The sequence below is a fragment of the Anaerobiospirillum sp. NML120449 genome (assembly GCF_023051105.1).
GTDB lineage: Bacteria > Pseudomonadota > Gammaproteobacteria > Enterobacterales > Succinivibrionaceae > Anaerobiospirillum.
The window spans coordinates 60,691-74,729 of record NZ_JALKIL010000003.1; the positions used below are offsets into that span (position 1 = coordinate 60,691).

Here is a 14,039-nt window from a genome sequence, read left to right on the forward strand (position 1 = left end):
TCACACTCTTTACGCCCTGACAAGCCGAGGTTAGCCTGACGGCTCTGGCTGTATCAGCAAGCACTGGAACACAGGCAGACGTGTCTGAACGTGTGAGAATGCACGTGCCCCCGTGTTCCCATGCTCTGCATGGCGATATCAACCCGCTCTCCTTATGAAGCTGATCTCATTGCTCTTTACTCCCTGACTGGCTGTTACAGAACCGGATAAACAGTCCATCAGCCAGTTCATGCGCGTGCAGCGCGGTGGGGAGCAGTCGGCACAATGCAGTGCGTTACTGCGCGTTACTGCGCAGTGCTGTGCAGAGCAGCCGGCACAATGCAGTGCGGTGCTGTGCAGCGCGGTGCGGCGCGTCGCAGCATAGTGCACAGTCCAGGCATGCGCCATTTTTATGTTAAGCAGACCTGTCCTGCCTGAAAGAGCAAAAAGTACAGCTTATGTGCAGGTCTGTAACCTGCAGCGGGCCATCAACCATTATGTCACGATTGACTGGTGCAGATCAGCGACAAGATCACATACAGCGCTATAAAACGCGTTCATATCATGGTTGTCGCACGACCAGATGAGCAGTTGCTGATCAGCTGCAGCCACAGTCTGCCGGAGTGGTAACAGTATCTGCGCCAGATAAGCATGAGGTGCCACCAGCGCGCTGCATGGCCTTAACGGCATGGGCAAGAACGGAAGGGCTGGCTCCTCTGAGGTTCATGTTTTCAGAAAGATAACGTCGATAGAGTCGTGAGTTAGGACAGCCGTTATACAGTCCCAGCAGATGACGGTAAAGGAAATGTACGGCACGGCCTTCTGCAGCCAGCTGCTCTCCAAGATTTACCATCTTCTCTACTATGGCCTCACGGGTCAGTTCAGCGGTGCCGGTGTCAGCACCAAAAATATCGCTGTCCACACGGGTCAGCAGATATGGGTTGTCGATAATGGCTCGACCGAGCATTACGCCATCAACAAGGCCCAGCAGGTCACGGCACTGTTCAATGGTGGTAATACCGCCATTGATGGTGACCTTAAGGCCGTCAAAGGTATTCTTAATCTTGAAGACACGCTCATAGTCCAGTGGTGGAACAGTGCGGTTCTCCTTAGGAGACAGACCAGTAAGCCAAGCCTTGCGAGCATGCACAATGATGTGACGACAGCCAGCCTCATAAATGGTACCCATAAGCTCCATGGTGAAATCCTCACTGTCGAGTTCATCCACGCCAATACGGGTCTTTACTGAAACAGGGATATCTCCTGCAGCCTCCTGCATGGCCTGCCAGCACTGAGCAATAAGGGCCGGAGTCTTCATCAGCACAGCGCCAAAATTGCCGCTCTGTACCTTGTCTGATGGGCAGCCGGCATTGAGGTTAATGGCACTGTAGCCACGCTGAGCCCCCACACGGGTTGCAAGCGCCAGAGCCTGAGGCTCGCTGCCACCAAGCTGGAGCGTGCATGGCAGCTCTTCATCCCTGAAATCAATAAGGTGATACTTCTCATGCACAAGAGCCTGAGCTGCAATCATTTCGGTATAGAGCATGGCCTTATGACACATAATGCGGGCCATACGACGAAATACCGAGTCGGTTACATCCACCATGGGGGCAACAGAAAATCGCTCACTGTCCAGAAATACAGTGCGCTTACTGCTGTCTGTGTCAGCGCCCGCACCTGAGTCTGACTGCACCTTTGAGACTGCGCATGCTGCATCCATATCACTCTCCATTGAGGTGCTCATTGAAGTGCTCATCTTCTTTCCTTTATCCATCTGCCAGATCAGGGCAGAATGCTTAAGACCACTGTCTGAAATGGCCAGCATCAATATTCTGACCGGCCTGAAAAACGCCCAATGATCGCATAAATCAGCGCAAAAGACACCTCAAATGGCGGCACAAAAGAACTAATGCAGCTTATGCTCAGTATGCGTCTGGTGTCTGACCTGCCCCTGACTGACCTGATGATAAAAGGGACACTCTCTCTGTACTCTGAAGCATGCCTTCGCTACTGTAGCAACAGGAGCCTGCAGCAGGCAGCAAGGGCCGCAGTTGTTACCTCACGATGACAGGAGCCTGCAGCAGGCAGCGAGGGCAGCAGTTGTTACCTCGCGATGACAGGAGTCATGACAGTATGGCCCTCAGGTACAGCAAGTGCAGTGAGTGTGATATTGCAAATTTTGCAGCAAAAAATGTAATTATTTGCAGTACATGAATTTGCTGCCATTGTCCACAAAAAGCGCTGATTTATCAAATAAACTGTCAAATGCTATGCATTACTTCACTGCAAAACGCGATATGACTCGCAATTTTTGAGTAAAATTCAAAATCTGCTTGCAATCGATAAATCATAATATGAGTAACTGGCAGGCATCAGAATTCGATATTTAAGGCAATTTTATCAGATTTATACCAATAATTTTCTATGTAAAATTTGCTTTTTTAGCATTTTGTTGCAGCAAATTTTGCAGTCTTTTGCAAAGTGCAAACAAAATATCCGTCACTTTCCGGTTTGGTCAGACAAAATAAAAAGGCTACACTGCCTAAGCAATATAGCCTTTTTATGATTCATGATTTGAGCTTTGAGCATAGAGACGCGCAGAGCAAAGCACATGCTTTATGTTGCGCTCCCTGAAAAGCCTACTTTCTGACCTTTCTAAAGAGAGAAGGTATACGGAACTGATCTGATCCGGTGCTGGAGTCTGACTTGACAATATAGCTGTAGCTGCCACCGAGATTGCCCTTAACAGTTTCCTGCAGCCAGCGCTCGTTGAATAAAGGCAGCATCAGGGTAAGATCGCGGACCAGGCCATGCAGCTTCTTTTCATTTTCAGGAGTTGGGCTTGCCAGGAATTTGCCAATGAGTACACCAAGGCGGTACATGTCATCAGTATTGATACCACGGGTAGTAGCTGGCATGGAGCTGAAGCGTACTGCATCAAACTTGACATCAGGATCTGCAGTGTAGATATGGCAGCTGCGAGCAAAAATACCGCAGTCAGCAAGGCTCTCCATGGCACCACGACCTGACATGCCACAGCTTTGAGCATCAACAATGACAAAGTGGGAGTTGGTATCGCCACCAATCAGGCGCATGCCACTGTCAGAAAGGCCCTTGGACAGGGAGCGGGCATTGGTGAGCACGGCCTGGCAGTACTGCTTGTACTCCTGAGACTGCATTTCCTGCATACGAACAGCAAGAGCGGTAAGCTCAGAGGAGCCAAGGCCGCCCTGACCGGAGCTGACAGCTGCACGATCAATTGCTGATGACAGGCTCTTCTTGCACACAATGATAGAGCAGTGAGGGCCCTGCAGAGCGCCCTGAGTGGTGAAAGTAACCACATCAGCATGAGGCAGCGGGGTAGCCATAACACCGGCGGTAACCAGACCTGCGATCTGGGAAATATCACACCACAGTAAGGCACCATTCTCATGGGCAATACGGCCAAAACGCTCGTAATCAATTGGCTGTGGATAGTTGATAGGGGAAACAACCAGCAGTTTTGGTCTGGTAGTCTTAACTGATGCTTCCAGGGCATCGTAATCCAGGTGCTGAGTCTTAGGGTCAACACCGAAGTTTACGAAGTGGTAGGCAAGGGACTCACTGTTGCAGTGCTCTTTCTTGCGCATGTCCAGTGACATGACAGTATCGCCACGAGCGGCAAGAGCGCTGAATACTACACGTGAGGCAACTTCAATGGTAATGGACTTGACGTTGGCATGCTCAGCATTGAACAGCTCGCAGACACGGCGGGCAGTGAGCTTCTCGATGAAGTTGCCATTTGAATAAGGAGTGGAATGCTGGGTGTTTACCAGCACATTGCCCATTATGGCCGAGCAAAGAGGCGAAATACTGTTTTCGTCCGGGATAAAGGATACAGAGTAGTACTGGCGCTCCAGTTCCTTCTCGTAAAAATCGTACAGTTCGGAGTCAAAGCCCTGAATGATATTAAGAAGATTCATAAATAAATCCCTAGACTGCCACAGTCATTACAGTCATCCGTTCCCTCCTGCACAGGAAGACAACGGTGGACCGTATCAAGCGGTCAACACCCGCATGAGGGTCAACCATACCCCACAGTTCTGATAAGACAGCACAGAGCTTAATCCGGAAAAATACAGGCTCTCACTATCACAAGCAAGCCGCAGCACAGTGCCCGGCATGCCTATCAGATCATCCCGGAGTCAGACATTCATGGTTCATTAATACCGGCTTTACCAGCCTGTATCAGATGGGACTCACGCTGTACTGAGCTCCCTTTAAAGGCACGCCTCTGTTCACAGCAGAAGACGCGGAGATAATGCACGTTTAACAGAACACACCTGCCAGGCAGCTCAAGATGCTGCCCTGCAACCAGGCCTGCTCATGACTAAACCTACGTGCATATATTTCTCATTAAAATATACACCAGCACCAGTAAGCGGCCAATAACTATGGTGCGGTTTTGCGGGCTTGCTCCACTTTTCTGTTATGTTTAGTCCAAAAATCGACAATCATCTATCACTCTAACTGGCCCCACCTGCAAGAGCCAGCCTTATGACCAGGCCCAGACACCCACTGATCCCCATAGAGCTCCAGCAGCGTACTCATACATGGTCAGAACGTCAGGCAGTGCATCACTCTGCATGCGCAGTTCCTCCTTCTGCGCATGCTGCCATTCCATCGTCATATGATGTCTCTCCATCGCCATACGATAACCTCCATCTGCGCATGCGGCCATTACATCGCCATACGATGACCACCATCTGCGCGTGCGGCCATTCCATCGTCATATTATGTCTCTCCATCGCCATACGATGACCTCCATCTGCGCATGCGGCCATTACATCGCCATACGATGCCCACCATCTGCGTATGCCGCCCATATCATTACCATGTAATCATGCAGGTCTGAGCCAGCCACGCCCCAGGAGCAACGCTCTACTGTAAAGCTGAGCCACATCATAACTTTGCCTTACGGCTATGGCGCAATGCGGGCATGCAAAAAGATCCTGCACTTTATCAGCACCAGGTAAGGGGCTGAGGACATGATCTCAAGCCGCTGTGCACTACCGTCTGCAGGCGCCAGAAACAAAATTGGCTTCCCATTGGGAAGCCACTTTTATCAAGGTCATACAGTCGATTTAGCTCCAGTCACCTGGGAGCATCAGACAGTAGCATTAACTGTCAGCCACCACAGAGCATCAGCAATGAATGCCTGATGCTTCCTTGACCATGGTAATTCTCGAGCTTGCAGCTGTTATTACCTGGCTGCAGATTAACCCTCAGGCTGAGCGTCTGCAGCAGCCTCAGTTCCTGTATCTTCTGCTTCAGCCTGAGCAGCAGTGCCTGATGTATCAGCGCCCGCTACTGCAGCTGTCTGTGCGGCAGTATCAGCGGCTGCGGCGGTATCAGGTGCGGCACTGACAGCGGCAGCGGCCTGATCGGCAGTGGCAGCAGCTGCCTCAACGCCCTGTGCGGCAGCTGAGCTGGCTACGTCATCAAAAGGCCAGACCATTGGAATAATCACCACGCAGATGAGCAGAGAAACAATAACCAGTGGACCACCTACCTTCACATAGTCCATAAACTTGAACTTGCCTGGGGCCAGCACCAGAGTGTTTGGAGGGGTAGCTACAGGAGTGGTATAGGCACAGGAGGCGGCGATGGCAATAGCCATGATGACAGGATATGGAGATACGTTCATCTTGGCAGCAATGGAAATACCGATAGGGCAGAGCAGAGCTGCGGCGGCGGTATTGGACATAAACTGGGTCAGGCCACAGGACAGGGCAAAGAGCACAGTCATGAACATGTATGGGCTTGGGCTGTCACCCATAATGCCTACTACCACATCAGCAATCATGGCACCGGCACCGGTCTTCTCCATGGCACTGGCCAGAGGCAGCATACCGGCAAAGAGGAAGATAGTTACCCAGTCGATACCCTGATAGGCCTTCTTTTCACTGAGTACGCCAGTGAGTACGCAGGCCAGAGCGCCAATTACGGCTACCATTTCCTGAGTCAGACCTGGAATACCAAAGATAAGGCCGTAGATAACGAAGAGCAGGATGAACACGCAGATCATGCGGGAGCGTGGCGTACCTGAGGTTGTTACCTGGCCTGCAGAGCTTACGTCAGAATAGTTCTTCGGAACAATGAAACGGCCCATGAAAACCATGTAGACAATAGCAGCCAGAGATAAAGGCACACCTATCCAGGCAAACTCAAAGAAGCCGAAAGGGGTAATATTGGCAGTCTCAAGAGAGGCCGAAGCAATGATGTTCGGCGGAGTACCTACCATGGTAATAGAGCCACCGGCATTGGCAGCTATGGCCATACCCATAAGCAGGGGCGAGGAAGGTATTTTGGCCGCCACGCAGATACCGATAATAACCGGCATCAGACAGGCTACAGTACCGGTATTGGAGGCAAAGGATGACATGACAATGGTCAGTACCATCATGGCCACCAGCAGAGGTATTTCCTTTGTTCCTACTCTTTTGACTACCGAGTTGCCTATTACCTGCGCAAGTCCTGATTCAAGCATGGCCGCACCCACCACAAACATGCCCGCAAAGAGCACTACTGTGGAGTTGGACAGACCTGAGAACACCTCCTTTGGTCCCAGTACGCCCAGAATGCCCAGTGCCACTGTGGCACCAATAGCAGTGACAGCAAGCGGGATGAGCTCGGTCACAAATAAAATCGCCACAACGGCCAGCACTTCAAGAGTAATAATTGCTGCTGATTGATCCATAACGATGTCCTTAATACAACGCCCACCGCAGGGTGTTACCCGGTCCTGTTACACGCCTCTCCACGCTTGCGGCCCTGCGCCGCTGCAGTATCACCTCTGACAGGCCGACACGGCCGTCAGCATTACCAGCTCACCACTAAAAAACTGCACTTGCCATTAAAGTCTGTTAAACAAGAACTCTGTTCAGCATGAGACCTGCTCACAACACGTAAGTATGCTTACAGCACGAAGTCTGTTCACAACAGGAGGTATGTTCAACTCAGGCCCTTCGTGTAATTCTGGTTAATCTGCCTCTCCTGTAGTAACTTGCGGCCTGTTATAACCATAAATCATCAGGTAAAACTAATATGGCAGCCCCGCAAGGTCATAAGACCTGCGGTCCAGCTCAGAAAAAAACAGCGAATGGAATTACAAAGAAACAGAGCTCAGATGCTCCCAGGTCGGCAGGCCCGCATGTAAAGGCTCTGCCGCTGTGCTGCAGCCGGGGCTGTCAGTACGACTTTCAAAAGGCATGCGCCTCCTGTCAGCAGGTACCTCCAGCAAAACATCAGGATACGCCACAGTGCTAACAATCTTTCAGGCATCAGACGGAAACTCCCGGCCATTTCTGATGCCCCAATGGTAAGTTCTTCCCTGAGGAAGATGATGCGGAGAAAAGCAAGGCCATGCCCCACTCAATACCTGAAAACCCATGTGGTCTTCAGGAAATGCTGCACAAAAGTCTGTGACCCGGATATCAAATGGTCAGGCAGTAAGCAGGAGCAGTTGTCACTGCCTCTTTTCCCACCTCCACAAGTATCCTCATAATTAACGGCTTCTGGCAGCCGCCATCTTTCCAGCCACAACTTGAAAAGACAGGCGGGCACTCCCTGAAGGGATGCCTGCGCCCCATATTAGAACAGCACTTAATCCAGGTCGAGGATTTGGATCACAAACTGATGCAAACTTGTATCCATGTGAATCGCTGTACCAGTGCTACCTGCAGCCAACTTACCATGCCTGCGGACATGCACTTTGCCAGCGGATATAAGCAAAACACGCATTACCCACAAATATACAAAACAGCCTGCATCATGTTACCCTGCAGGTTGACCTCCCCAGCCCCGCCTGTCACCTGACTGTCTGCACAGATCCCTCTTAGCCCGCAGTTTCAACAGACACACCTTTCCCGGAACTGACCATCCCTGTATCAGCGCTCTTTCCCAAGGCTTACGCACCTCCCGAGCAAGAACACAGTCCAGGCATTGCCCCATACCCTGCAGACCATCTGTCCCGGGCTTGTGACCATCACTTATGCCCTGACTTCCCAGTGCTGAAGCCCATCCTCTATAAGCCTGTTGTCCCAGCACTGATGCCCATTACATGTGAGCTCTCTTTCGCTGCGCTGCCCCCCCATACTGTGTAAGCACGCTGTTCCAGCACTGATGCCCGGCCCGTGCCGGCCTGCTTTCCTTAGCTCGAAGCCCCGGCGTAGCACCGCGCACTCCAGGACTTTATGTCATGAATGTAAGCTATGCCTGTACTGACTGACAAAACTGTAAGCCTGTCCTCTGCTCGGCCATCTCAAAGTCGCATAAGCCGCCCCTGGCCGCCGTGCCCCTTATCTGCATAAGTGCTTAATATGACCGCCAGCCACTGCAATGCAGATGAGCAGTGTCTGTGCTGTCGGCAGCCCCTACGAGGAAATACTGTGCGCTCTCATGGGAGCACCTTGCTGTTCCCGGTAAAGGGTCTGTTTTCACTGCGCAAAATTCACTGACAAAAACACACAATTTGTATGGAACAGCAGCAGGACACAATGTCAAACATGCCTGGATCCAAGTTGCGTCCAGGATAAGGACGGCGCGTCACTTTGCCGTACACTGGCATGCCGGTGTTTCAGATAAAAGTCGGCATAAAAATGCTGTTTTCAGGCCTTATCAGGCAAGGTTAAACTGTTCATGCAATACAGCCCTGACGCCTCTGATTTTGTCATTTTCCGGCTGTGCACTCCCGGGAAATCATGCCCACTGATTCAGGCCCGATGAGCAGAAGCAAGGTCAAAATTATGTAGTTACAACAATGTCATATTATCCCAGTACTTTTGGACGCTCCTGTGAAAACCTTCCCGGGAAAAGCCTGTTTATCGTATTCTGTTAATTTTCTTGCGTACGCACGGATAAAAATCGCACCGTTTTTGAACATATTCATGATTCAGATCACATCGCTAAGGGCTTTGTATATTGTCAAGTGAGAAAATTATCAGGACTTTTGCAGTGACCATGCAATAGTAAAGGGGCTTATTTATCTATCTTGTATGCAAGTTGCCAGGACTTTTGGTATGGCCTGGGCGCCTTCAAAAACGGCTTATTTGATACGTTTTTGCAACAAACATGTCCAGGATGGTAAATTTCACTTCAATTTTGTGAACTCCCGCTAAAAATTTAATTTCACTGACGGACGAAACTCAAATTTTGTCAAAAGTGCACTTGCTCCAATTTTGTTTTTGATTATTTTGTATACAAGCCCTCGTGCTTAAGAATGAGTTCAGGTTCTTCATACAAGCGGACTGACATCATTAAGGACATCACACAAAAGGCAACTGGGATGGTGCTTTAAGGACAGCCCCTCAGTGCAGTGATTACATCAGCCGGGAAGAACATTAACGTAAGGTTCTGTTTGTCACCATTGAGCAGTAAGCTGTGCGACTTGCGAATCAGGCTGCGCGAATGCAGCGTTAAAGCTCTACAAAATGGTGAAATCAACAGACATGGAGAGCTCACAGGCCGGCGTAAAGCCCTGGCGAGCAAAGACTTTGCAGGCAAGGTTAGCAGCCTGCAAAAAGCATTAACTGACAGGCCTGAAGCCTGCAGCCTTATAACTGAACTTTCCCCTTATACCCTTGTTTCACAGGCAAAAAGACAGTATTACAGACCGATTTTCAGTACCTGCAGCGCCAGCTGCACATCCGGCTGGTTCCATAAGCCGGTTACAGGTCTGATGAGCTGACTGCCCTGTGCTGTAACAACCACCTGATTTCATGACATGCGCTGTCTGCCTCTGCAGGTATGCGTCTTTAAAGTCCGTTCCTGTGGGAATTGTCCATGAACTTTCAGGATATGAGCAGCTGATATCAGCCTGTTTGTATGAGGGGCCTGAATCCCACTCCAGTTACGAGAGCCGTCGAGTTAGTAAAAAGGAGCTTAAACTTATGTCCCCGAAAGCGAAATCGCTGATTGTTGTGGGCGATATAGTACTGTTTTTCCTGCTTTTGAACTTCCTGCCATTCGAGCCACTTGAGAACAAGGGTCTGGCCCTGTTACTCTTCGTTGGTATCCTGTGGCTGACTGAAGCAGTTCACGTTACTATCACCGCCATTTCCATCCCAATTCTTGCCGCCATGATGGGTCTTGTAACTACCAACAAGGCACTCAACGGCTTCTCTGACCCTAATATCTACCTGTTCTTCGGTGGTTTTGCTCTGGCAGCAGCCATGCACTATCAGAAGATCGACCGTATTATCGCTCAGCGAATCCTGGCCATGGCCCGCGGCAACTTCCTGATGTCCGTTGTCTTCCTGTTCACCGTAACAGCATTCCTCTCCATGTGGATGAGTAATACTGCTACCGCTGCCATGATGCTTCCACTTGCACTTGGTATCCTCTCCAAGGTTGATCCTCAGGAAAACAAGAGCGTCTTCACTTTCGTAATGCTCGGTATTGCCTACTCCGCCTCTATCGGTGGTATGGGTACCCTGGTAGGCTCTCCTCCAAACGCCATCGTTGCTTCCAACATGGACATGACCTTTGCTGACTGGTTTGTCATCGGCTTCCCATTCATGCTGGTCCTCATGCCACTCATGCTGCTATGTCTGTACTTCGTATTCCGTCCTAATCTGAAGATCGAAGTTGACTTCAAGGACGATAAGGTTGAGTTCAACGGTCAGCGCTACCTGACTCTGGCTGTATTCGTAATTGTTGCTCTGTGCTGGATTTTCTCCGCTCAGATCAATCCGTTCCTTTCCGGACTCTTCGGCCTTGCTGAGAAGATTGCCTCTTTCGACTCCGTAATTGCTATTGCAGCTGCCATTGTCGTAGTTGTTCTCAAGCTTATCTCATGGAAGGAAGTTCAGGAAAACACTGACTGGGGCGTTCTGATGCTCTTCGGCGGCGGTATTACCTTATCTGCCGTGCTCAAGGACTCCGGCGCTTCCAAGATCATGGCTGACGGTATCGTGTTCCTGGTTCAGGGTCAGCACTACTTCGTCATCGGTCTGTTAGTATCCTTCTTCATCGTGTTCTTAACCGAGTTTACCTCCAACACCGCATCAGCAGCTCTGCTGGTACCACTGTTCATCACTATCGCCGAGAGCATTGGTGCCCCTCCATTAGGTCTGTCTCTGATCATCGGTCTGGGCGCATCCTGTGCCTTCATGCTGCCAGTTGCTACCCCACCAAACGCCATCGTGTTCGGTACCGGTTATGTCAAGCAGCAGGACATGGTCCGCGTCGGTCTCGTTCTGAACATAGTATGTTCAATCGTTATCGCCGTCGGTGCCTACTTCTTCTTCCTGTAACAGAGTCCTTAGCGTCGGGTCTGGTCACAAAAAGAGCTCAATATGCTCCGTGACTTTCAGGCCCGGCTCCTGGTCCGGGAGGCCACAGCCGGCAGCAGCAGCCGCATGACTCAAAAGAGCATTGCAGCTGCGAGCACCACCTGGCCCGGGAAATAATCTGATTTAATAAAAGGGGGAGCCTGAGTGCTCCCCTTTGTTTTGCCCGACAGCCGGGCTCCTCAACCCACCACATCCCAACCATCCCTGCCTCCACCACCACCACCGTAAATCCACGCCTCAACATAAAAAGCGCACTAACGAATCCCGACCTCACAAAGGCCTCACGCCGCCCTGGATGCCACCAGATTCAAGCAGCCCAACCTTACACAGGCCTCACGCCGCCCAGGCTGCCGCCATACGCTGAGCAATCCCGGCGACCACACGGTCCACACGGAACAAGCCAAAAGATGGCTGCCAAAACAGCGCTGCCATCCATGCTCAGAGCACTCAATGTATACTTCAACCCGGCAAGGATAATAAGTAATAGACAATTTCTAAAATAGACAATAGTGCAATAATACCTGACACAACTGTACTGTCTTAAAGCATTGAGCTGATCAGACTGGGCAGTCTGCTCCAGCCGCAGATTCTGATAACCGGCAGATACGTAATGTGTGCACTGTTTGCCATGCTGATAACGTGAAGCCAGGAACATAAGTCAACACCTCTGCCATTTACCATCATGTGCCATGGTCAGGGGTATCAGGCTGCAGGCACATGCAGGTAAAGAAGCTGACTGCAGCACTATCGACTGCAGCAAATGCTGTCAACAGGCTGCGACCTGCAAGGAGCTCTCTCATGGTACTGGACTATCCCCTGCCATTAAAGGGGACAGGTCAGGTCAAGCAGTGAGCAGATATTTGCTGAGGCATGCTCTAAGTATTGGCCTGAAGCCGCTAAAGAGCATCTGTGAAAGCCCCCCTGTGCTCTTATTGCCTGCTCAGGCCAGGTTGTGGTCATATACTGTGTCCCATATACAGTCGTAGCTTTATGCCGTTCATATGCACCATTTCCGGCTTTGTGACGCGTCATGGTACACGCATGTAATAAGATGCCGATGTTCAGACTCAGGTCATAGTCCTTATATATGCACCACTTCATGCTTTATGACGTGTCTTTACCTGCGCCTCCTTTCTGCTCAAAAGTGATCGCAGGGTGCGATTTTGTGTTCAGGTGCATTAAACTTGAACTGTAATAACCTCAGCCAGTACCATCAATCATGCATACCTTTGAAATAGCATCCTTTACCTTTCAGGTAACACCTGCCCGTCTGGGCATATTTATTATTGCGGCTCTGATAATAGCCGCTGCATTCCGTTTTGCCTTTGCCGGTCGCAGAGACCAGTGGTTTGCCCGCACTCCCAGCACTATCATTCATATGCGCGGGGCTATTGGTAACTGGCTGTCCCTTGGCTATCCGGTCACTGTTCAGGGCTATGCCGTTACTGTTGCAATCGTGTGCACCATCATAATTGCCGGCCTTTTTATCTTCGCCCTGCCTGAACACCTGCTCTAGCCAGCCCAGCCGCACCAGTCCCTGCAGGCAACAGGCTGCGCCGCAGGCTGCAGGCTGCCTGTGCACTCTGTCTTTGGTCCGCCCCTCTCTGGCAAGCCTGGCACTGCCATGCTGTCAGGTCGACCTGGCTCAGCTGAGCGCTGCCTGCAACCGTGCCATGATGCAGCTGAAAGCTGCCTGCAGCTGTGCCATGATGCAGCTGAGAGCTGGCATGCCTGGTCCAGCGGTATAGACAACGTTTGCACAGTTCTGCGTCTGGAGCAATGAGTGCCGGTACGGCTGATACATGGGGGCGACAAAATGATACTGGCGCAAAGGGCACGTCAGTCCTTGCATGACGGGTGACCGGTGCTCAATGGCGACCTGTAATTTCCTGGTCTGTCCTGGGGGGCAGCGGGTTGGTTTGCGTGCACTGGGCTTGCCGGGAGCAGGTGATGGGCGTTGTGAATGGCCGGGAGCAGGTGATGGGCGTTGTGAATGGCCGGGAGCCGGCGCGGCGGGACTGCTGTCTGTTTTTTTTGTCTGTAAGGAGGGCGTATGGATATAGTCAGTGCTGAGAAAAGGCGGGCTAATATGCAGGCCATCAGGTCGAAAAATACCAGGCCTGAACTTTACATAAGAAAGCTGCTCCATGGTGCCGGGGTGCGCTACTCCATAGCTCCGGGCAAGATTCCCGGTCACCCTGACCTGTACAGCCGACGCTTTAATACCGCTGTCTTTGTGCACGGCTGCTTCTGGCACCGCCATCAAGGCTGCTCCCAGGCATATATGCCCAAATCAAGGGTTGAGTTCTGGCAGGCTAAATTTGACCGCAATGTGGCCCGCGACCGTGAGGTCAGAGTGCAGCTCAAAGAAAGGGGCATACGCTGTCTTATTATCTGGGAGTGCACCATCAAAAAGGCCATGCGCTCTGAGGAGCTTGAACGTAAACTGCTCGACAGCATGATGACTTTTCTCAAAGGTGACTGTGACAGCAGTAAAAGTGACGGGCAGAACCTCCATGGTCACAGCCGGGTCAGTGAAGCTGACAGCATGGGACGAAAAGGCGACAGTGCTGCAAGTAAAGTGACTGAGCGCTGCCCGGGCCGGAACAGGGGACAGCCACGGGGCGGTGAGGCGGGACCTGATTGTGCTGCAATGCTGGAACTATAATGGCTGATTTTTCCGCATGTTCATCGCATTTTCAGATCCGGCATGGATAATGCCATACA

6 protein-coding genes are annotated in these 14,039 nt (G+C 51.1%); 3 read left to right on the forward strand and 3 right to left on the reverse strand.

The genetic code is table 11. The annotated features are described in order from the left end of the window. Positions 1–577: 577 nt before the first annotated feature. From dusA to MXE41_RS01735, 3 genes are all read right to left on the reverse strand, one after another. Positions 578–1,753 carry a tRNA dihydrouridine(20/20a) synthase DusA gene (gene dusA, locus MXE41_RS01725; protein WP_247099136.1) on the reverse strand — a complete coding sequence of 392 codons (1,176 nt, stop codon included), beginning with the start codon at positions 1,751–1,753 and terminating at the stop codon, positions 578–580. An 865-nt stretch (positions 1,754–2,618) separates the two neighbouring features. After that, a complete protein-coding gene (locus tag MXE41_RS01730) occupies positions 2,619–3,941 on the reverse strand; it encodes a hypothetical protein (protein ID WP_246977377.1) in 1,323 nt (440 codons plus the stop codon). Between the two features lie 1,295 nt (positions 3,942–5,236). Next, a complete protein-coding gene (locus MXE41_RS01735; RefSeq protein WP_247099137.1) occupies positions 5,237–6,718 on the reverse strand; it encodes an SLC13 family permease in 1,482 nt (493 codons plus the stop codon). A 3,190-nt stretch (positions 6,719–9,908) separates the two neighbouring features. Here MXE41_RS01735 and MXE41_RS01740 point away from each other — a divergent pair. The 3 genes from MXE41_RS01740 to MXE41_RS01750 all read left to right on the forward strand — a co-directional run bounded on the left by MXE41_RS01740 (position 9,909) and on the right by MXE41_RS01750 (position 13,980). Further along, positions 9,909–11,273 (forward strand): DASS family sodium-coupled anion symporter, encoded by a 1,365-nt coding sequence (locus MXE41_RS01740; RefSeq protein WP_247099138.1) that lies wholly within the window; start codon positions 9,909–9,911, stop codon positions 11,271–11,273. 1,258 nt (positions 11,274–12,531) lie between these two features. Next, positions 12,532–12,828 carry a hypothetical protein gene (locus tag MXE41_RS01745; RefSeq protein ID WP_247099139.1) on the forward strand — a complete coding sequence of 99 codons (297 nt, stop codon included), beginning with the start codon at positions 12,532–12,534 and terminating at the stop codon, positions 12,826–12,828. A gap of 537 nt (positions 12,829–13,365) precedes the next feature. After that, on the forward strand, positions 13,366–13,980 hold the full coding sequence (locus MXE41_RS01750) for a very short patch repair endonuclease (RefSeq protein ID WP_247099140.1): 615 nt from the start codon (positions 13,366–13,368) through the stop codon (positions 13,978–13,980). The last annotated feature ends 59 nt before the right edge of the window (positions 13,981–14,039 follow it).

Coding starts and splice junctions, on each gene's coding strand:
- dusA (WP_247099136.1), bottom strand. CDS start 1,753: ATGGATAAAGGAAAGAAGATGAGCACTTCAATGAGCACCTCAATGGAG.
- MXE41_RS01730 (WP_246977377.1), bottom strand. CDS start 3,941: ATGAATCTTCTTAATATCATTCAGGGCTTTGACTCCGAACTGTACGAT.
- MXE41_RS01735 (WP_247099137.1), bottom strand. CDS start 6,718: ATGGATCAATCAGCAGCAATTATTACTCTTGAAGTGCTGGCCGTTGTG.
- MXE41_RS01740 (WP_247099138.1), top strand. CDS start 9,909: ATGTCCCCGAAAGCGAAATCGCTGATTGTTGTGGGCGATATAGTACTG.
- MXE41_RS01745 (WP_247099139.1), top strand. CDS start 12,532: ATGCATACCTTTGAAATAGCATCCTTTACCTTTCAGGTAACACCTGCC.
- MXE41_RS01750 (WP_247099140.1), top strand. CDS start 13,366: ATGGATATAGTCAGTGCTGAGAAAAGGCGGGCTAATATGCAGGCCATC.